The organism is Streptomyces sp. HUAS 15-9, assembly GCF_025642155.1.
Classification (GTDB): Bacteria; Actinomycetota; Actinomycetes; order Streptomycetales; family Streptomycetaceae; genus Streptomyces.
Genome location: NZ_CP106798.1, coordinates 141,549 through 160,169 on the forward strand (window position 1 = coordinate 141,549; position 18,621 = coordinate 160,169).

At 72.1% G+C, this 18,621-nt stretch carries 19 protein-coding genes; 11 read left to right on the plus strand and 8 right to left on the minus strand.

The genetic code is table 11. The features are described 5' to 3' along the window. Positions 1-14 precede the first annotated feature (14 nt). From N8I87_RS00705 to N8I87_RS00725, 5 genes are read left to right on the plus strand one after another with little or no spacing between them, the layout of a single operon-like run. Positions 15-248 (plus strand): V-type ATP synthase subunit F, encoded by a 234-nt coding sequence (locus tag N8I87_RS00705; RefSeq protein ID WP_263204714.1) that lies wholly within the window; start codon positions 15-17, stop codon positions 246-248. Then, positions 245-754 (plus strand): V-type ATP synthase subunit E family protein, encoded by a 510-nt coding sequence (locus N8I87_RS00710; RefSeq protein WP_263204715.1) that lies wholly within the window; start codon positions 245-247, stop codon positions 752-754. Before N8I87_RS00705 ends, N8I87_RS00710 begins: the two co-directional genes overlap by 4 nt. Beyond that, positions 751-2,538, plus strand: a complete 1,788-nt coding sequence (locus N8I87_RS00715; RefSeq protein WP_263204717.1) for a V-type ATP synthase subunit A — start codon at positions 751-753, stop codon at positions 2,536-2,538. The genes N8I87_RS00710 and N8I87_RS00715 overlap by 4 nt, the downstream gene beginning before the upstream one ends. After that, complete coding sequence (locus N8I87_RS00720; RefSeq protein WP_263204718.1) at positions 2,535-3,929, plus strand: V-type ATP synthase subunit B; 1,395 nt, start codon at positions 2,535-2,537, stop codon at positions 3,927-3,929. The genes N8I87_RS00715 and N8I87_RS00720 overlap by 4 nt, the downstream gene beginning before the upstream one ends. Beyond that, positions 3,926-4,546: a V-type ATP synthase subunit D gene (locus N8I87_RS00725; protein ID WP_263204719.1), complete on the plus strand. Its 621-nt coding sequence runs from the start codon at positions 3,926-3,928 to the stop codon at positions 4,544-4,546. The genes N8I87_RS00720 and N8I87_RS00725 overlap by 4 nt, the downstream gene beginning before the upstream one ends. Positions 4,547-4,615: 69 nt before the next feature. Here the strand turns inward: N8I87_RS00725 and N8I87_RS00730 are convergent, their stop codons facing one another. Continuing rightward, positions 4,616-5,038 (minus strand): Hsp20/alpha crystallin family protein, encoded by a 423-nt coding sequence (locus N8I87_RS00730; RefSeq protein ID WP_263204720.1) that lies wholly within the window; start codon positions 5,036-5,038, stop codon positions 4,616-4,618. A gap of 231 nt (positions 5,039-5,269) precedes the next feature. On the opposite strand from N8I87_RS00730, the gene N8I87_RS00735 reads away from it, so the two are divergent. The 5 genes from N8I87_RS00735 to N8I87_RS00755 all read left to right on the plus strand — a co-directional run bounded on the left by N8I87_RS00735 (position 5,270) and on the right by N8I87_RS00755 (position 10,168). Further along, positions 5,270-5,590: a DUF1918 domain-containing protein gene (locus tag N8I87_RS00735; protein WP_263204721.1), complete on the plus strand. Its 321-nt coding sequence runs from the start codon at positions 5,270-5,272 to the stop codon at positions 5,588-5,590. Between the two features lie 8 nt (positions 5,591-5,598). Then, positions 5,599-5,916: a hypothetical protein gene (locus tag N8I87_RS00740; RefSeq protein ID WP_263204722.1), complete on the plus strand. Its 318-nt coding sequence runs from the start codon at positions 5,599-5,601 to the stop codon at positions 5,914-5,916. Between the two features lie 105 nt (positions 5,917-6,021). Further along, on the plus strand, positions 6,022-8,859 hold the full coding sequence (locus N8I87_RS00745) for a cation-translocating P-type ATPase (RefSeq protein WP_263204723.1): 2,838 nt from the start codon (positions 6,022-6,024) through the stop codon (positions 8,857-8,859). Continuing rightward, positions 8,856-9,515: a potassium channel family protein gene (locus N8I87_RS00750; RefSeq protein ID WP_263204725.1), complete on the plus strand. Its 660-nt coding sequence runs from the start codon at positions 8,856-8,858 to the stop codon at positions 9,513-9,515. The genes N8I87_RS00745 and N8I87_RS00750 overlap by 4 nt, the downstream gene beginning before the upstream one ends. Then, positions 9,512-10,168: a potassium channel family protein gene (locus N8I87_RS00755; RefSeq protein ID WP_263204726.1), complete on the plus strand. Its 657-nt coding sequence runs from the start codon at positions 9,512-9,514 to the stop codon at positions 10,166-10,168. The genes N8I87_RS00750 and N8I87_RS00755 overlap by 4 nt, the downstream gene beginning before the upstream one ends. 32 nt (positions 10,169-10,200) lie before the next feature. On the opposite strand, the gene N8I87_RS00760 is transcribed toward N8I87_RS00755, so the two are convergent. Further along, positions 10,201-10,644: a universal stress protein gene (locus N8I87_RS00760; protein ID WP_263204728.1), complete on the minus strand. Its 444-nt coding sequence runs from the start codon at positions 10,642-10,644 to the stop codon at positions 10,201-10,203. A gap of 253 nt (positions 10,645-10,897) precedes the next feature. Here N8I87_RS00760 and N8I87_RS00765 point away from each other — a divergent pair, with 253 nt between their 5' ends. Continuing rightward, positions 10,898-13,354: a SpoIIE family protein phosphatase gene (locus N8I87_RS00765; protein WP_263204729.1), complete on the plus strand. Its 2,457-nt coding sequence runs from the start codon at positions 10,898-10,900 to the stop codon at positions 13,352-13,354. A gap of 14 nt (positions 13,355-13,368) precedes the next feature. Here the strand turns inward: N8I87_RS00765 and N8I87_RS00770 are convergent, their stop codons facing one another. From N8I87_RS00770 to N8I87_RS00795, 6 genes are read right to left on the minus strand one after another with little or no spacing between them, the layout of a single operon-like run. Then, positions 13,369-13,875: a hydrogenase maturation protease gene (locus tag N8I87_RS00770; RefSeq protein ID WP_263204731.1), complete on the minus strand. Its 507-nt coding sequence runs from the start codon at positions 13,873-13,875 to the stop codon at positions 13,369-13,371. After that, positions 13,872-15,218, minus strand: a complete 1,347-nt coding sequence (locus N8I87_RS00775; protein ID WP_263204733.1) for a Ni/Fe hydrogenase subunit alpha — start codon at positions 15,216-15,218, stop codon at positions 13,872-13,874. The genes N8I87_RS00770 and N8I87_RS00775 overlap by 4 nt, the downstream gene beginning before the upstream one ends. Further along, entirely contained in the window at positions 15,215-16,096 is an 882-nt protein-coding gene (locus N8I87_RS00780) for an NADH-quinone oxidoreductase subunit B family protein (protein WP_263204735.1), read from the minus strand. Before N8I87_RS00780 ends, N8I87_RS00775 begins: the two co-directional genes overlap by 4 nt. 1 nt (position 16,097) lies before the next feature. After that, on the minus strand, positions 16,098-16,916 hold the full coding sequence (locus N8I87_RS00785; RefSeq protein WP_263204736.1) for an FAD/NAD(P)-binding protein: 819 nt from the start codon (positions 16,914-16,916) through the stop codon (positions 16,098-16,100). Further along, a complete protein-coding gene (locus N8I87_RS00790; protein ID WP_263204737.1) occupies positions 16,913-17,371 on the minus strand; it encodes a Crp/Fnr family transcriptional regulator in 459 nt (152 codons plus the stop codon). Before N8I87_RS00790 ends, N8I87_RS00785 begins: the two co-directional genes overlap by 4 nt. After that, positions 17,368-18,543 (minus strand): 4Fe-4S dicluster domain-containing protein, encoded by a 1,176-nt coding sequence (locus tag N8I87_RS00795; RefSeq protein ID WP_263204738.1) that lies wholly within the window; start codon positions 18,541-18,543, stop codon positions 17,368-17,370. Before N8I87_RS00795 ends, N8I87_RS00790 begins: the two co-directional genes overlap by 4 nt. Positions 18,544-18,621: the final 78 nt, after the last annotated feature.

An 18,621-nucleotide genomic window follows, 5' to 3' on the forward strand; every position in this document is an offset into this window, starting at 1 on the left:
ATGACCGGAAAGGCATGACGATGGGCACCGTGGCCGCCATCGGCGCACGGACCAGCGTGTGCGGTCTGGCCCTGGCCGGAGTGGACGTGCTGGTCGCGGAAGATCCGGACGCCGTGCGCCGCACCTGGCAGACGCTCCCGAGCACAGTCGGCTTGGTGATCCTCACGTCCGAGGCCGCCGAAGCGCTGGGGGCCGAGGCGATGGCGCCCGCGCCCTCCCGGCCGCTGACCGTGGTGATGCCCCGATGACGGCGTCCGTCGACGCGCTGGATCCTGTGCGCGCCGAGTTGCTGCGGGCGGCACGGGCCTCGGCCGACGCCGTCCGACAGCGAGCGCGGGCCGACGCGGAGGAAGTCCTGCGCGCGGCACGCGACACCGCCGGCGAGGTGCTCGCGCGGGCCCGGGAGCTCGGCGAGGCCGACGGCGCCGCCGGGGCCGCCCGGGAACGTGTGCGAGCGGTGCAGGAGGCCTGGGCGAAGGAACTCGCGGCTCGTTCCGAGGTCTACGGCGAGCTCAGGGCCGCGATCCGTGCGGGCGTGCGCCGAGCGCTGGCGGAGGGTGCCGTACCGCAGACTCGACTCGCCGACGCGGCGCGGGCGCTGCTGGGATCGCAGGCGCGGGTCACCCCTGCCGCAGGCGGTGGAGTGACGGGCGAGGCGGTGGGCCGGCGGGTCGATCTGTCGGCGGACGCTCTCGCCGACCGTGCCCTGGAACGGCTTGGTGCGCGGGCCGAGTTGCTGTGGAGGCCGCCGTGACCCCGCCCGGCCACCCGGAGGAAGGGTCGCGGGCCACCCCCGCCGGTCCGGCACCGCTCCGCGGGAACGACACCTCCCGCCCGCGGATCCTCCGGGTCGCCGGCCCCTTGGTGGAGATCGTCTGCCCCGCTTCGGTCGCCATGCACGACCTGGTCGTGCTCGGCAGCGCCCGGCTGCCGGGCGAGGTGGTCGCCATCCACGGCGAGACGGCCACTGTCCAGGCGTACGAGTACACGGGTGGACTGGCCCCCGGGCATGCCGCGGAGCCCCGGGGCCACCCGCTGTCGGTGCGCCTGGCCCCCGACCTGCTCGGCGGCGTGTACGACGGCCTCTTGCGCCCCCTGGTAGGCGCCGGTGACCTTCTCACGGCAAGCGAGCCGAGCGCAGCACCGGAACCGCGCAACTGGGCGTTCACACCGCAGGTGGCCGATGGAACGCGGGTCACTGCCGGGGACGTCCTCGGGGAGATCGGGGCGAGCGTGCCGCTGCGGCTGCTGGTGCCTTCGGGTCACTCGGGCGAGGTGACCCGGGTCGCGGCGGCGGGCGAGTACTCCGTGGACGCCGTGCTCGCCGTGGTGGGCGGTCACGAGGTGCGGATGGCGCAGTCCTGGCCGGTGCGAAGGGCGCGGCCGGTCGCGGAGCGGTTGCCGGCGGACCTCCCGCTGAACACCGGGCAGCGGGCCGTCGATCTGCTCTTCCCGGTGGCCCGCGGCAGCACGGTCGCGGTGCCGGGCGGCTTCGGCACCGGCAAGACCATGCTGTTGCAGCAGATCGCCAAGTGGTGCGATGCCGACGTGATCGTCTACGTCGGCTGCGGCGAGCGCGGCAACGAGATGGCGGACGTCATCGAAGAGCTGGCCGAGCTGACCGATCCGCGTACCGGTGGGAGCCTGGCGGATCGGACCGTGACGATCGCGAACACCTCCAACATGCCGATGATGGCCCGCGAGGCGAGCGTGCACACGGGGGCGACGGTCGCGGAGTACTTCCGCGACATGGGCCTGGACGTCGTACTGATCGCCGACTCGACCTCCCGCTGGGCGGAGGCGCTGCGCGAGTTCGCCTCCCGCATGGGTGAACTCCCCGCCGAGGAGGGCTATCCGGCGGGTCTCGCCTCGCAGTTGGCCGCCTTCTACGAGCGGGCCGCGGCGGTGCGCACCCTCGGTGGCACGACCGGCTCCGTCACGGTGATCGGTGCCGTGTCCCCGCCGGGCGGCGACCGCACGGAGCCGGTCACCGCGCACACCGAACGCTTCGTACGGTGCCTGTGGAGCCTGGACCGCGATCTCGCCTACGCGCGGCACTATCCGGCCGTTTCCTGGGCGGAGTCCTTTTCGCGGGACGCCGCCGCGCTGGCCACCGCGCACGCCCGGGCCGGTGAACCCGAGTGGGCCGGGCGACGGAGTCGGGTGGCGCTGCTGCTCGCCGAGGCGGACAGGCTGGCCGACCTCGTCGAGCTGGTCGGTATCACGGCCCTGCCGTCCCGGGAGCGGATCAGCGTGCTCGCGGGACGGTTGCTGCGCGAGGCCCTGATCCAGCAGAACGCCCTGTCTCCGGCCGATGCCTACAGCGCCCCCGAGAAGACCGCGGCCCTGGTGGAGGCCGTGCTGACGGTGATCGACCGCTGTCTGGAACTGGTGGACAGCGGCGCCCAGGCGGACGCCGTCGAGGCGGTCGACTTCACCCCGTTGTTGCGGGCGCGCGAAGCGGCCGGCCCCGCGGAGACCGCTCCCGTGACGGCGGCCCGGGACACCGTGCTGGCCCGGCTCGAGGAGACGGCATGAGTGACCTCGCCGACGTCGAATACACAGGTGTACTCGAACTGCGTGGCCCGCTCGTGGTCGTCGACGGCGTGAGCGGCGTCGGCTGGGACGAGTTCGCCACGATCGTCCTCGGCTCCGGTGAACGACGGCACGGGCTGGTCCTGGAGGTGGACCGGGATCTCGCGGTGGTGCAGGTCCTGGAGGACACGGCGGGCATGGACCGGACCGGCACCCGCGTCGCGTTCTCGGGCACGCCGCTGCGGATCCCGGTCGGCGACGGATGGCTGGGACGGGTGTGCAACGGGCGGGGCGAACCCGCGGACGGCGGGCCGCCGGTGCTGGGCGGGTCGTACGCGGCGGTCGGCGGGGCGCCGATCAACCCGGCGCGGCGGGAGACGCCGGACGAGCCGGTTCTGACCGGTGTGGGAGCGGTGGACGTGCTCACCACGCTGGTGCGGGGCCAGAAATTGCCGGTGTTCTCGGCGGCCGGACTGCCGCACCTGGAGCTGGCGGTGCAGATCGCGGCCCAGGCGACGTGCGGCGGCGAGGCGTTCGCCGTCGTGTTCGCCGGCATGGGACTCACGCACGCCGACGCCGCGTTCGTCCGCGACGGGCTGGCCGCCCGCTCCGCCGCACGGGAACTGGCCCTCCTGATCAACACGGCCGACGACCCGGTGATCGAACGGTTGCTCACCCCCCGTCTCGCCCTGACCGTCGCCGAACACCTGGCGTTCACCGGGGGCCGTCACGTCCTGGTGGTGATGACGGACATGACGGCCTATGCGGAGGCCCTGCGCGAGGTGTCCGCCGCGCGGGGCGAGATACCGGCCCGCCGGGCGTACCCGGGCTACCTCTACAGCGACCTGGCGTCCCTTTACGAGCGCTGCGGGAAGATCAAGGGCCGTCCGGGGTCGGTGACCGTGCTGCCGGTGCTCACCATGCCCGCAGGCGACATCACCCACCCCGTTCCGGACCTCACCGGGTACATCACGGAGGGCCAGATCGTGCTGTCCGCCGAAGTGCACGCGGCCGGCACCTATCCGCCCGTCGACCCGCTGGCCTCGCTGTCGCGCCTCATGCGCAAGGGAGCCGGACCGGGCCGTACCCGCGCGGACCATCCGGCCGTCGCCGCGCAGTTGATCGCCGCGCTGGCCCGGTCCAGGCAGGTGCGGGAACTCGCCGACCTGATCGGACGGTCGGCACTCAGCCCGACCGACCTGCGCCACCTCGACCTGGAGGACGCCTTCCGGAACCGGTTCCTCGCCCAGGGAACGGACGAGAACCGGTCGTTGGAGGAGTGCCTGGACCGGGCCTGGGACGTGCTGCTGACGCTGCCACGGGGCCAGCTCGGCATGATCCCGGCCGACCTGCTCGACACCCACACCCCGCCGCAGGACGGGGAGCCGACGTGAGCACGCACGGCCGCCGGGTGCCACCGGGACGGGCCGGGCGGCTGCGGCTTCGCCGCAACCTCGCCACCGCGCTGCGCGGAGCCGACCTGCTGGAACGCAAACTCCGGCTGCTGCTGGACCGGGAGCGCGCGCAACGGCGGGCGGCCGAGGACGCGGGCTCGGCATGGCGGGAAGCGCTGGCCGACGCCGACACCTGGCTGGTGCGCGGGGTGCTGCTCGGGGGCGAACAGGCGCTGGCCCAGGCGGTGCCCGCGGACCGGGCACGTGTCGGCGTCGAGTGGGCCGCGCTGATGGGCGTACGCCATCCCGCGGCCGTGACCTGGACAGCCCCCGTCCGCTCCGCGGCGGAGCCGACACCGCCCAACACCGCGCTCGCGCATGCCGAGACGGCGTACCGTGCCGCGGTCCGCGCCGCCGCGGAGTACGCCGCTCGCCAGGCGGCCGCCGAGTTGCTCGCCGCCGAAGCCGGACGGACCCGGCAGCGGGTTCGCGCTCTGCGCCGGCACTGGATCCCCCGGCTGCGGCGCGAACTGGCGGCACTGGAGCTGGCGTTGGAGGAGACCGAACACGAGGAAGCGGTACGACGACGCTGGGCCGCTTCCCGCGGGGCCCGGTGAGAACGGCACGCGAAGCGCACGAGGGTGGCGGGCCCCTGCCCGAGCCCGCCACCTTGTCGGCAACCGTCGTCAGTTGCCCTGCTGGATCTCGATGTGCTTGGCCTCCGCCTTCTCGGCGCCCAGGCCGACGCTGACAGTGAGCATGCCGTCGGTGTAGTCGGCCTTGACGTCGTCCTCGTCGGCGCCCGGCGGCAGCGTCACGCTGCGGCTCATCGTGCCGTACCGGATCTCGTTGTGGGTTTTCGTGACTTCCTTCTCGGTGCGTTCGGCCTGAACGGTCAGGACGCCGTCACTGATGAAGACGTCGAGGTCCCCGGGGGCCATGCCCGGAAGCTCCGCTCGCATCACGTAGCGGTCGTCCTCGATGAAGTCCTCGATGCGAATCGTGTACAGGTCACCCATCGTGGGCATCGCGAACCGGGCCGGAAGGTTCTCGAACCAGTCCGGCAACTCCGGGAACGCGAACTTCTGCCTGCGTGCCAGTGTGGCCATCGCCGTACCTCCTCGGCGGTTGTCCAGCCTGCCGACACTTCCAGTCCAGCACGGACGGGCCCGTACCGCTAAGTCCGAACAGCCCATGGCACGGTCCCCGAAGTCCCCCCATGATGGGCCGACAGGGACGGGACGAGGACCAATGGCCCCTGGGACCCTGGCCACGGCAGGTCTTGCATGGGATCAGCGGCACTGACTGCTCCGCGCCACCGCAGGGAGGAGGCGAGCGAGATGTCCGCTCCCGCACCGGCACGAAAGAACGACCGGGCCGCGCCGAGAACCGAACCCGAGACCGGCGCCTCGATCCGCGCCCGCGTGGGCGACGAGATCGTCGTGCGCGGCACCGTGGCCGGGGTCGTCGCACGGGACGGCGAGATCGTGGGGCTCCACCATCCGGACGGCAGCCCACCGTACGACGTCCGCTGGGCCGAGGACGGACGGGTGACCCTGTACTTCCCAGGACCCGACGCCTACATCAGGCATCTGACGCCTGAACCTCACCCGGCAGGCGCGTCCGCGCGCAACGTCGGCTCCCGACGAGCCCCTGGCTGAAGGCCGCCATGCCGTGGCCCGGTGATCGCAGGCCGATCGTCGTGGGCGTCGATCCCGACCCCGGCCGGCAGATGGCGTCGGCCTGGGCGGCCGACGAGGCCGCCCGCCGTCGGCTGCCGTTGCCCACGGACTTCGTCGGGGCGCGGCATCCGCAGCTCGAGGTGGACGCTGTGCTCGCCGAGGGCGACGCCGTGCGGGCGCTGTGTGAGCAGAGCCGCGACGCAACGGCTGTCGTGCCGGGCTTGCGAGGCGGGCGCACCCTGGAGGGACGGCACGCCACCGTGACTGCACAGCTCCGACCATGGACAGGCTGGTCGGCACCGTGACCTCGGCTACGGATCCAACGGCGCCGGGAGTACCCGGGCCGCCCTCGGCACTGGGAGCCCGCTGTGAGCCCTGAACCGGTCGGGCGGGGAGCGATCCCGCGTCGCGTGCCCGGGACGACGGCGCTGCACGCCGGTGACCCGCCGGCGGGCACCCCGGTCTCGGCCGCCGGACCGCCCCGGGACCGGCCCGGCGCCCGCGGTCCGTCCATCCCGTCCCTGCCCGTCGCGGACGTCTTCACCGTTCTGGACGGTTCCCCGAGCGGTCTCACGGCGGCCGAGGCCGCGGCGCGGCTGGCTCGCCACGGCCCCAACGAGTTGCCCGGCGTGGGCCGCCGCCATGTGTGGAGGCGGCTGGTCGCACAGTTCACCGACCTCTTCGCGGTGGTGCTGCTCGTCTCCTCGGCGATCACCTTCCTCGCCTACGCACTGGAGCAGCCCCGGGATCCGGCCACGCTTCAGCTGGCCCTGGCGATCCTCGGCGTGGTCCTCCTGAATGCCGGTATCGGTTTCGCGCAAGAGTACTCCGCCGAGCGCACGGCGGAGTCGTTGCAGGCGATGGTGCCGCACACCTGCCGGGTGCTGCGGGACGGGGAGCCACGGGAACGGCCCGCTCGGGATCTGGTTCCCGGGGATGTCGTGCTTCTGGAGGCCGGGGACGCGGTGTCGGCCGACTGCCGGCTGGTCGAGGCGCACGACGTCGCTGTCAACAACGCGGCACTGACCGGCGAGAGCGATGCCGTCGCGCGGGTCGCAGGACCGGTGCCGGCGGGGCCGCCGCTGGAGGCGCGCAACTGCGTGTTCATGGGCACCGACGTGGTCGCGGGCACAGGCAGGGCGGTCGTGTCCGCGACCGGGACGGCCACCGAGTTCGGGAGGATCTTCCGCCTGACCGCTGCGGCACCGCGGCAGAAGACCCCACTGCAGCGCCAGGTCGCGGCCATGGCTCGCCGCGTGTCCGGCGTCGCGCTGGCGACCGGGGCCGCGCTGTTCGCGGTGCGCGTGCCCAGCGGGCAGCCGTTCGTCGACACGTTCGTGTTCTCGCTCGGGGTCATGGTCGCCCTCGTTCCGGAGGGTCTGCCGGCGACGCTCTCGGTGTCGCTGGCGATCGGTGTGCGCCGTATGGCCCGTCGGCACGCGCTGGTCAAGCAGCTGCTGGCGGTGGAGGCGCTCGGCTCGACGAGCGTGGTGTGCACCGACAAGACGGGGACACTCACGCAGGCCGAGATGACCGTCGTACGCGTGTGGGCGAACGGCGTGTCGCACGCCGTGGCGGGGGTGGGATATGCGCCTGTCGGTGAGGTCGCCGAGGCGCGGTCCGTGCGGGAGCTGCTGCGTACGGCGGCTCTGTGCAGCAACGCCCGGCTGGTGCCGCCCACCGGACACGACGGCTGGCGGGTGCTCGGCGACACCACTGAGGGCGCACTTCTGGTGGCGGCCATGAAGGCAGGCCTGGATCCGGCGGTGGAGGAGGCGCGGACACCGCGGGTGGCGGAGTATCCCTTCGACTCGGTCCGCAAGCTGATGAGCACCGTGCAACGCGACGAGGACGGCGGGTACGACGTGTGTGTCAAGGGCGCGCCCCTGGAACTGCTCGCCCGTTGCGACGCCATCGACCGGGACGGCATACGGACGCCGCTCACCGAAGCCGACCGCGCCGAGGTGGTCGCGGCCGCGGACGACATGGCCGGGCAGGGTCTGCGCGTGCTGGCGGTCGCCCGGCAGAGGGTGACGAGTCCTCGCCCGGCGCTCGGAGACGTCGAATCGGAGCTCACCCTGCTGGGTCTCGCCGGGATGTACGACCCGCCACGCCCGGAGGTGCGGGACGCGGTGGACGCGTGCCGACGGGCCGGGATCCGCATCGTCATGGTCACCGGCGACCATCCGCTGACCGCGGAGGCCGTCGCCCGCCGCGTCGGCATCGTCCGGGGACCGGCGCCGTCCGTGGTGACGGGCGCGCAGGTGGACGCACTGGACGACGGCGGTCTGGACGCGCTGCTGGCGGGCTCCACGGAACTGCTCCTGTGCCGGGTCAGTCCCGAGCACAAGATGCGCGTGGTCACCGCGCTGCAGCAGCGCGGTGAGGTCGTCGCCGTCACCGGGGACGGCGCCAACGACGCGCCCGCCCTGAAACACGCGGACATCGGCGTCGCCATGGGCGCCTCGGGCACGGACGTCGCCCGTGAGGCGGCGGTGATGGTGCTGCTCGACGACTCCTTCGCCTCCATCACCACCGCGGTGGGGCTGGGCCGTTCCGTCTACCGCAACATCCGCAAGTTCCTGATCTATCTGTTCAGCCACAACATCGCCGAACTGGTGCCGATCCTGGCGGCGACCTTCGCCGGGTTCCCGCTGGTGCCGATCACGGCCGTGCAGATTCTCGCCATCGACCTGGGGTCCGACGTGCTGCCCGCGCTCGCCCTGGGTGCCGAGCCGATGGAAGCCGACGTCATGGACAGCCCGCCGCGACCGCGCCGGGAACGGCTCTTCTCGGCCGCCGTCATGGGCCGGATCCTCTTCCTCGGCGGTATCCAGGCCCTCGGCGTGTGTGCCGTGTTCTTCTGGCACATCCACGCCTCCGGCATCCCGTACGCGGACTTCACCAGGGACACTCCCGTCTACCGGGAAGCGATCACCATGGTCCAGGCCGGCATCGTCGTCAGTCAGTTCTTCAACGCCCTCGCGGTACGCACCGACCGGCAGAGCGTATGGCGGGCAGGTCTGCTGTCCAACCCCTGGCTGATCGGCGCCGGTTGCGTGGGTATCGCGCTGATGGCCGCCATCAGTTACGCGCCGCCGCTGCAGGCGATCTTCAACACCGCGCCGCTGGCACCCGCCGACTGGGCGGTTCTCGCCGGGTTCGGGGCACTGTTGCTGGCCGCCGAGGAAGCCCGTAAGTGGGTGCTCCGGCACCGAAGGACGTCCCCGAAGGGAGGGACAGGATGAGAGTGGTCATCGTGGGCTGCGGCCGCGTCGGTTCCACCCTCGCGGCGCAGCTTGTGGCCGAGGGCCATGACGTGCGTGTCGTCGACCGGCAGCCCAAGGCGGGCAGGCTGCTGCCACCGAGCTTCCCCGGCACCTTCCACGTGGGCAACGGCTTCAGCCGCTCCGTGCTGGAAGCGGCCGGAATCGTCCACGCGGACGCGTGCGTCGCGGTCACCTCGGGAGACAACAGCAACATCGTCAGTGCCCGGACCGCAAAGGAGACGTACCGGGTTCCGGTCGTCCTCGCCCGTATCCACGACCCGAGCCGCGCCGACATCTACCGTGACCTGGGCATCCCGACGATCTCCAGCGTCCGCTGGGCCGTCGGCCGTATTCACCAGATGCTGCTGCACCGGCACCTCACGCCGGAGCTCTCCTTCGGGAACGGCGAGACCCTTCTGGTTCGCTCACAGCTGCCGGCCTATCTGACCGGACGCCAGCTGACCGAGTTCGACGTCGACGGGGAGATCCGCGTCGTGGAGATCACCCGCGGCGGACGCTCGCTGCTGCCCGCCCATGGTGTCCTCGTCGAGCCCGACGACCTGGTCACCTTCGCCGTCGCCGCGACCGCGCTGGGCCGTCTGCGCGGCTTCCTCGACAAGGAGCTGGGAACGTGAAGGTCCTGATCGCGGGCGCGGGCCGCCTCGGAACTCAGTTCGCCCAGGTTCTCTCCGCCGCACGCAACGACGTCACCCTCATCGAGCACGACGAGGGCCGCTTCGCGGAGCTGGCAGGCATGCCATCGGTCAACCTGGTGGCCGGGGACGCCTGCGAGCCTTCACTCCTGGCGGGTGCGGGGGCGATGACCTGCGACCTCGTCGTGGCCGCCACCGGCCGGGACGAGGACAACCTCGTCATCAGCCTGCTCGCCAAGCGCCAGTTCGGTGTGGGGCGAGTGGCGGCGCGCGTCAACGACGCGGACAACGCCTGGCTCTTCGGTCCGCAGTGGGGTGTGGACGTACCCGTGCCCGCTGCGACCCCGCTGATCTCGCTCATCGAGGAGGCCACCGGTGCCACCGACACGGTGGCACTGCTGCGGCTGAGCAAGGCGGGCGTCGAAGTCATCGAGACAGCGATCACCGAGGACTCCCGAGCCGCGGGGCGCCTGCTGGGTGAGATCACGCTGCCTGCCGGAACCGTTGTCGCCACAGTCGTCCGCGACGGACGTCCCACGGTGCCGAGCCCCGATGAGCGGCTCCTGCCGGGGGACGAACTCCTGCTCGTCTCGCACGAGGCCACCGAGCAGGAGATTCATGCGGTCTTCCAGTGACCGGCGCGTGCCGTCCCGCGGCCCGGCCCGGGTCACGACGGATCGGAGCGCACGATCACGACCGGGCAGGGGGCGTGGTGCGACACGTGCTGGCTGACGGAACCGAGCAGCGCGCGGGTGAACCCGCCTCTCCCCCGGCTGCCCACCACCAGGACCTCCGCTCCCTCCGCGGCCCGTAGCAGGACGTCGGCGGCGTTGCCGTGCACCAGGTGAGTCTTGACCTGCCCGGCCGCGCTCGTGCCCAGCACTTCGCTGAGTTCTCGCTGCATCCGCTGCCGGGCATCTTCCACGTCCGCGTCCAGGTCCACGGCGGGTGCCGACCAGCCGTACAGACCCGGCAGCTCCCATACGGAGACCGCGTGCACGGTGCCGCCCACAAGCCCCGCGTAGCGAACGGCCCAGCGCAGGGCCGCGTACGAGGACGTCGACCCGTCGACTCCGACCACGACCCTCGTCTCGGTGGCATCGTTGTCCATCTGTCCCACCTCTCCTACGACCCCCACGCCGCCCGAGCGGTCGCCTTTCGTCTCCACGCTGTGCTCGTCTCCACGCTGTGCGAGGCATCGCCAAACCGCGAGAGATGCGCCTCCGGGCGCATGACGGGGACTCGAGATGCCGAGCGGCCCGGTCGCCTGCCACCCTGAAGGAGTGACACCGGCCCGGCCTGGTCCCGGTGGGGCGGTGCCTACCCAGCGGACGCCGCGGACCCCCGGCGACGGGAGGGCTGCCATGACCACTTCAGGCAAGAGGCCGGGGAGTGACGCACCGCCGACCTCGCCGGCCAGGGTCCTCCTGGACGCCGACGGGCTGATCACCGAGTGGACCGGAGAAGCCGAGAGGTTGCTCGGTCACCGTGGCGAGGAGATGGTGGGCCGACCGCTGTCACAGCTCTTCCTCCGGTCGGACGCGGACGACGAGGGAGACGTTCCGCAGACACCGCCGGTCAGTGGCGGCTGCCGGGTACGCCTGCGGGACCGGTCCGGACTGCCGGTCGACATCGAGTGGTGGATGTCGCCGCACGTCAGCCCCGAGGGCCCGGTGACCTGGGCGGTGTTCCTCGCCGGCACGCGCGGTGCGGATCCGGTCGACTTCGACCGGGCAGTGCTGGAGGCACTGGTGACCGAGTCACCGATCGGACTGCACGTCCTCGACACCGAACTGCGTTTTGTGCGGTTCAACACCGCCTCGCCCGGAATGCGTGACGTACGCGCCGAGGACGTCATCGGAAGACCGGCGCGCGAGGTCGCGCCCACCGTGGTGACCGACACCGTCGAGCATTTGCTGCGGCACGTCCTGAGCACGGGAGAGCCGGTCATCGACTTCGTCCAGCCGGGGTATCCGCCCGCCGATCCGCACAGAGAACACCTGTTCTCCCTGTCGGCGTTCAGGCTGCGCAATCGCGCCGGAGAACCCATGGGTGTGGCGAGCCTGGCCATAGACGTCACGGAACGCTACCGGTACCGGGCGCGCCTCGAACTCCTCAACGACGCCAGCATGCGCATCGGCACGACCCTGGACCTCGCCCGTACCGCGGAGGAGCTGGCCGAGACCGTGGTGGGCCGCGTGGCCGACGCCGTCAGCGTGGATGTCCTCGACTCCGTCTACCGGGGCGAGGCACCCGAACCCGGGCCTGTGCCCTCCGAGGTCACGTTCCGGCGCACCGCGTTCCGCGCGATCGAGGCCTCCGGTCTTCAGCCCGCTTACGCCACCGGCGAGAAGGCCTCCTACGGCTTCCCGACACCACTCACGCAATGCCTGGCCGACCTCCGGCCCCGCCTGATCCGGAAGGTCAACGAGGACGACACATGGCTGGCCCACGATCCGCTCCGGGCGGACCGCATGCGCGCCGCGCGAGTGCACTCGATGATGGTCGTGCCACTGGCCGCCCGCGGCGTCGTGCTCGGGGTCGCCAGCTTCTACCGCTCCATGACGTCCGAGGCCTTCGACGATGACGACCTGACCATCTGCGCCGAACTCGCCGCGCACACCGCCCTGGGCCTGGACAACGCCCGCCGCTACACCCGCGAGCACACCGCCGCCCTCGTCCTGCAGAACAGTCTGCTGCCGGGCCGACTGCCCGACCAGAACGCCGTCGAGGCGGCGTTCAGCTATCTGCCGGGGCACGCCGCAGGCCCGTGGTACGACGTGCCGTGGTACGACGTCATCCCGCTGTCCGGCGCGCGCATCGCACTGGTGGTGGGGGACGTGGCGGGGCACGGCATGCGCGCGGTGGCCACCATGGGCCGACTGCGCGCCGCGACGCACAGCCTCGCCGTTTTTGACCTGTCCCCCGACGAGGTCCTGGCGCACCTGGACGACCTGATGGTCCGGCTCGCCGAGGAGGGCCGTTCGGCCGCCGCCAACGACCCGCTGGACGTTCAGCCCTCGACCGCCACCTGTGCCTACGCGGTCTACGACCCCGTGAGCCGGCATCTCGTCGTGGCCCGCGCCGGGCATCCCGCCCCGCTCCTCGCCCACCCCGACGGGCACGTGACGTCGGCCGACGCACCCGCCGGACCGCCGCTGGGCAGCGACGGGCTGCCCTTCGAGACCTGGGAGACAGACCTGTCGGAAGGAACTCTGATCGCCCTCTACACCGAGGGACTCCTGCGCCGGTCGTCGGACGAGGACGCAGGTGTCGCACGGCTGCGGCGCGTCCTGGCCCAGCAGCATGCGTGTATGCGGGAGGCATGCGACGCGGTGATCTACTCGCAGCTGTCCGGCCGAGCCGCGGAGGACGTCGTGCTCCTGCTCGCCCGGACCTGCGTCCTGCGGGACGATCAGGTCGCCTCCTGGACCTTCCCCAGCGACCCCGCGATCGTGGCCACCGCCCGAACCCTGGCCGACCGTCAGCTCACCAGCTGGGGGCTGTCCGAGCTGGCGTTCACCACGGAGTTGATTGTCAGCGAGCTGGTCACCAACGCCATCCGGTACGCCCCGGGCACCATCCAGGTACGGCTCGTTCGGGACCGCGCACTGATCTGCGAGGTCACCGACGGCAGCAGCGCCGCCCCCCATCTGCGCCACCCGCGGACCACCGACGAGGGCGGCCGCGGACTCCTGCTCGTCGCCCAACTCACCGACCGCTGGGGCACCCGCCACACCGGCCGCGGCAAGACCATCTGGGCCGAACAGCAACTGCCCACGCATCCGCACGAAGCCGTGGCCGTCGCCCCGGGCATCTGACCGACGCGGGATCCTCACGGCAGGGGTGCACCGCCGGATGCCGGCCGTTGGTGCTCTCCTTCGCGGGCCCTTCGTACGGAGGCACCCACGCGCTCGATCAATTCGGGGAGGGCCGACCTCACCGGCTCGCTCAGCCCCGTGCCGAGTTCGACGTCGGCCACCTCCACGGCGTGCACGACGACCTGGGGAGGGAGCAGGTCTAGGGCTTCCGCCAGGGCGAGACACTCCCCCAGGCCCAGGGCGTGCGTACTTGCCGTGCCACTCGCGCGCCCGGCCGCCTCCGCGGCTGTCAGGGTGTGCAGTTCACCCGGCCTGGCGGGATGCAGACGGAGGGCTTCCACCACGATCGCGGTGTCGGCGCCGCGCCACAGCTCGAGCATCCGCCCGGGTTCGCCGTCACTGACCGCCAGCACGATGTCGTCGGGAACCCGGCCGCGCAGGGCCTCCACCACCGCGGGACCCGCCCCGTCGTCACCCCGGAGGGGGTTGCCCACGCCGGTCACCACGACCCGGCCTGTCATGTGCGCTCCACGGTCAGGTCGAGGAAGTGGGCGGCGCAGGAGATGCAGGGATCATGGTTGCGGATGGCCCGCTCGCACAGGCGGGTGAGCTCCTCGTCGTCGGCCGCGGGTCCGAGCCGGTTCAAGCAGGCCTGGACGGCCCGGCGGACGTCTGCCTCGATGGCCGTCTGGTTCTGGGCCGTGGGCGGAATGATGCGGGCCGCGGTGAGCGTGCCGTCCTCGGCGAGGGCGTAGCGGTGGTACAGCAGTCCGCGGGGTGCCTCGGTCGCTCCGGTGCCCACTGCCTTCCGGGGGAGGACGTCGAGGGCCGGCCGCGGCGGTTGTTCGTACTCCCGGATGATCCTCAGGGCTTCTTCGACGGCCTGCACCACCTCCACGGCACGTACGACGATGCTCCGAAAGGGGTTGTCACAGACGTCCCCGGCCAGGGGATCGCCCAGCCCGGCGTCCCGGGCGGCCTCGGCCGCCACCGGGTGGAGCCACCGGCCGTTGATCGCGTAGCGGGCCAGTGGGCCGGTCAGGTAGCGGCGGCCGTCGAGCGCGGCGGTCAGAGCGGTGCTGTGCGGCACCTGCTCTTCGTGCACGTGCTGTTCGAGGTCGGGCACGGCAAACTCGCGGGGCGTCGGCGTTCGGTCATGGGGGGCGGTGGCCGTCGGTGTGCCGGAGTCGATGGCGTAGCGGCCCGGGTCGCACAGCGCGAGCAGGTCGTGGTCGCTGGTCGCGTCCGGGAAGTCGAACGCCGCCACCCAGCGGACGGTCTCCAGTGCGTCGTCGCGGGCCTGCCGCAGCCGTTCGGCAAGCGGGCGCAGTTCTTCGCGCGCCGGTGTGCGGTAGAAGCCGCCGACACGGACGTTGACCGGGTGGATGGGGCGTCCACCCAGTTGTTCGAGGATCGCGTTGCCGGTCTGTTTGATCCGCAAGCCACGCTCGACGGCCGCCCGCTGGTCGCGGGCGAGTTCGACGGCATCGGCCCGGCCCAGGAAGTCCGGGGCGTGCAGGAGGTGGATGTGCAGGGCGTGGCTCTCGATCCATTCGCCGCAGTACAGCAGGCGGCGCAGCTCCGCGAGAGGCCCGTCCACGGTGACGCCGCAGGCGTTCTCGATCGCCTGGCAGGCGCTCATCTGGTAGGCGACCGGGCAGATGCCGCAGATGCGGGCGGTGATGTCGGGCGGCTCGGTGTGGGCGCGGCCGATCAGAAAGGCTTCGAAGAAGCGGGGCGGTTCGTAGATGCGCAGCCGCGCCTCGGTGACCGTGTCCTCCTGGACGCGCAGGTGCAGGGCGGCTTCGCCTTCCACCCGGGCCAGTGCGTCCAGCCGCAGGACGCGGGTTCCGCGATGGCTCATACGGGCCTTTCCGGTTCGTTTTCCGTTCCTGCCCGAGGGGTGTCCTGCTCCTCGGCCGCGAGATCGGCTACGGGGGCATACTCCGGCGATGCGGCGTTGAAGGTGCGGAAGACACGCAGGATGTCCGTCTCACTCATGCCGTCGCGGCGCAGCTGCGCGATCATGGACCGCAGGTTGGGGCGGGCGGTCGGCCCGAAGCAGCCGTAGCAGCCGCGTCCGTAGGCGGGGCAGATGGCACCGCACCCGGCGTGGGTGACGGGGCCCAGGCAGGGGGTGCCGTGGGCCACCGTGATGCAGGTGGTGCCGCGTCTCTTGCACTCGAAGCAGACACTGTGGCCGGGGATCTGGGGTTTGCGCCCTGCCAGGTGGGCGGTGATGACCTCGAGGAGCTGGCGGCGGTCGATGGGGCAGCCACGGAGTTCGAAGTCGACCGGGACGTGCGCCGAGACCGGCGTCGAGGTTTCCAGCGTGGAGATGTAGTCCGGGCGGGCGTAGACCGCGGCGCGGAACTCGTCGACGTCCCCGAAGTTGCGCAGCGCCTGGATGCCGCCCGCGGTGGCGCAGGCGCCGATGGTCACCAGACGGCGGGAGATGCGTCGGATGTGCTGGATTCGCTCGGCGTCCTCGGCCGTGGTGATCGAGCCCTCGACCAGGGAGAGGTCATACGGTCCCCGGCCGGCCAGCTCCGCGCGCCCACCGCCGGGGCCCTCGGCACCGGACATCTCCAGGAAGTGCTCAATGCGCACCTGCTCGGTGAGACCGAGCAGTTCGTCCTCGCAGTCCAGCAGGGTCAGCTGGCAGCCGTCGCAGGAGGCGAACTTCCATACGGCGAGCGTGGGCAGGGTCTGGATGTCCGCCGTTCCTCGGTCTGTCTCCATCTCACAGCTCCCGTACGGCCAGCAGGCGTTCCACGCGGTCGTAGCCGACGACCGGTCCGTCACGGCACAGCAGCAGCGGGCCGAGCTGGCAGTGGCCGCAGTGGCCGGTGGCGCAGCGCATATTGCGTTCCAGCGACACCTGAACGCGGTGCGCGGCGAGGCCTCGGCCCATCAGTGTGCGTGCGGTGTGGCGCATCATCACCTCGGGCCCGCACACCAGCGCGTGGGTCCGGTCCGGTCGCAGTGCGAAGGCGTCGAGGAGGGTGGTGACGACCCCCACCGAGCCGTGCCAGCCGGGGCCGGGGCGGTCGACGGTCACCCCCACCTCGGCTCTGTCGCGCCAGCGCTCGATGTCGCCTCGGTAAATCAGGTCGCCGGGGGTACGGGTGCCCACCAGGATCCCCAGCCGACCGTAGATGTCCGGCCGGTCCAGGACCGCGTGCACCACCGGCCGCAGTGGCGCCAGCCCGATCCCCCCGGCGATCACCAGCACGTCCTGGCCGGCTGCCGCGTCCAGGTCCCAGCCGGTGCCGAACGGCCCGCGCAGCCCGACGGTCTCCCCCGGGCGCAGGTCGTACAGGGCGGCGGACACCGCACCCACCGCGCGCACGGTGTGCACGAGGCCCCCGTGCGGGCCGTGCAGCGCACTGACCGAGATCGGCACCTCGCCGATCCCGAAGGCGTAGAGCATCGCGAACTGGCCCGGCGAGAAGGGCGGAAGTTCCCTGCCGGCGGGAACCAGTTCCAGCGAACGGGTGTCGGCGGTCTCGGCCCGGGTCTCGGCGACCCGGTAGGGCAGCGGCGGCGTCACGGTGCTCATGGCGGGCCACCGGCGTGGGGTGCGTAGAGGTCCAGGAGCCTGATGCGCGTGGCTTGCAGGCGCTCGGCGACCACCCCGGTGAAGCGGCGCATGAGGGCGTATCCGAGTTCCGGGTCGGCCGCGCAGAGGGCGAGGACGTCGGTGGCGGGAAACTCCATGGCCTGAACCGCGGTCACCGCCCGTGCACCGAGGTGCCAGCGGTACGGCGGACAGATCCAGGACCAGCCCAGCAGCTGACCCGCACCAAGCGTTTCCATGACCGCCTCCGGCTGTCCGCCGGGCACGCAGATGTCGAGAGCGACCTCGCCACGGCGCAGCAGCCAGAAGCGGTCGGCCTCCCCGCCCTCGTCGAACAGGCGCGCGCCGGCCGGGAACGACACGTCGAACCCGACGGCCCGCAACCGCGCGCGCTGTACGAGCGGGAGGAAGTCCAAGGGCGACGATGGCTCGCTCACGCCGCCTCCCCCGATGCTCCGGGCCGCGTCCAGTCGTGCAGGGCGGCGGCCTCCTCGGTGATGTCGATGCCCACGGGGCACCACACGATGCAGCGGCCGCAGCCCACACAGCCGGACGAGCCGAACTGGTCGTACCAGGTGCCGAGCTTGTGGGTCATCCACTGCCGGTAGCGACTGCGCGGGGAGGTACGAACGGGGCCACCGTGCAGCTGGGAGAAGTCCAGGTCGAAGCAGGAGTCCCACAGGCGCCACCGCTCCGCGTGGTCGCCGGTGAGGTCGGTGACGTCCTCGGTCGTGGTGCAGAAGCAGGTGGGACACACCATGGTGCAATTGCCGCACGTCAGGCAGCGCCCGGCAACGTCGTCCCAGCGGGGGGCGTCGAGCGTGCCGGCCATCAGCTCGCGCAGGTCGGCCTCGGGCATGGTCCGTCCCATCCGGTCCGCGGCGGCGGCGACACCGGCGCGAGCCGCCGCACAGGTGGCGGGGTCGGCCGGACGGACGGGCAGTTCGGCCAGGATCTCTTCGCCTTCCTGGCTGCCGCCGCGGATCCAGAAGCGGTGACCGTCGTCATCGACCACCTCGGTGATCACCAGGTCACAGCCGGGAGGGGCGGCGGGTCCCGTGCCCATCGAGACACAGAAGCAGGTGCCGCCGGGCTCCGTGCACTCGACCGCGATGAGCAGCGCTCCGGCTCGTCGCCCCTCGTACACGAGGTCCCGGTGGGCCCCACCGGTGAGCACCCGGTCCTGGATGGCGATGGCCCGCGCGTCGCAGGGACGCACCCCGAGGAAGGCGTACCGCGGAGGTGAGGTCTCCTCGGCAGTGAACACCGTCTCCTCGCCCACCCGGTCGGCGCGCCACTGCCGCACTTTCGCCGGGTGCAGGAACTGCTTCCACGACTGGGGGCCCGCCGCGTTCGCGAAGGCGGCACCGTCGGCCCGCTCCCGCAGCCGGTATCGCCCGGCTTCGAGTTCCACGCCCCAGCCGTACGGCAGTTCGTCAGCCGACTCCAGCTCCGCGAGCACGATGGCACCGTCGCGCACGGTGGGGCCGACCACGGTGAAACCGCGCCCGGCCAACACCTCGACCAGCGCGACCATGCCGTCCTTGTCCATCACCGACCCGCCGGACGCGGGTGGCGACACGTCGTTCGGGTCGGGGCGTGCACTCATGGCCGTTCTCCTTCAGCACCGCGCCGGGCAGGTCGGGCATCGCCGCTGCCTCACGCAGTCCACGAACGCAGGATTTCC

Coding starts and splice junctions, on each gene's coding strand:
- N8I87_RS00705 (WP_263204714.1), top strand. CDS start 15: ATGACGATGGGCACCGTGGCCGCCATCGGCGCACGGACCAGCGTGTGC.
- N8I87_RS00710 (WP_263204715.1), top strand. CDS start 245: ATGACGGCGTCCGTCGACGCGCTGGATCCTGTGCGCGCCGAGTTGCTG.
- N8I87_RS00720 (WP_263204718.1), top strand. CDS start 2,535: ATGAGTGACCTCGCCGACGTCGAATACACAGGTGTACTCGAACTGCGT.
- N8I87_RS00730 (WP_263204720.1), bottom strand. CDS start 5,038: ATGGCCACACTGGCACGCAGGCAGAAGTTCGCGTTCCCGGAGTTGCCG.
- N8I87_RS00735 (WP_263204721.1), top strand. CDS start 5,270: ATGTCCGCTCCCGCACCGGCACGAAAGAACGACCGGGCCGCGCCGAGA.
- N8I87_RS00740 (WP_263204722.1), top strand. CDS start 5,599: ATGCCGTGGCCCGGTGATCGCAGGCCGATCGTCGTGGGCGTCGATCCC.
- N8I87_RS00750 (WP_263204725.1), top strand. CDS start 8,856: ATGAGAGTGGTCATCGTGGGCTGCGGCCGCGTCGGTTCCACCCTCGCG.
- N8I87_RS00760 (WP_263204728.1), bottom strand. CDS start 10,644: ATGGACAACGATGCCACCGAGACGAGGGTCGTGGTCGGAGTCGACGGG.
- N8I87_RS00765 (WP_263204729.1), top strand. CDS start 10,898: ATGACCACTTCAGGCAAGAGGCCGGGGAGTGACGCACCGCCGACCTCG.
- N8I87_RS00770 (WP_263204731.1), bottom strand. CDS start 13,875: ATGACAGGCCGGGTCGTGGTGACCGGCGTGGGCAACCCCCTCCGGGGT.
- N8I87_RS00775 (WP_263204733.1), bottom strand. CDS start 15,218: ATGAGCCATCGCGGAACCCGCGTCCTGCGGCTGGACGCACTGGCCCGG.
- N8I87_RS00780 (WP_263204735.1), bottom strand. CDS start 16,096: ATGGAGACAGACCGAGGAACGGCGGACATCCAGACCCTGCCCACGCTC.
- N8I87_RS00785 (WP_263204736.1), bottom strand. CDS start 16,916: ATGAGCACCGTGACGCCGCCGCTGCCCTACCGGGTCGCCGAGACCCGG.
- N8I87_RS00795 (WP_263204738.1), bottom strand. CDS start 18,543: ATGAGTGCACGCCCCGACCCGAACGACGTGTCGCCACCCGCGTCCGGC.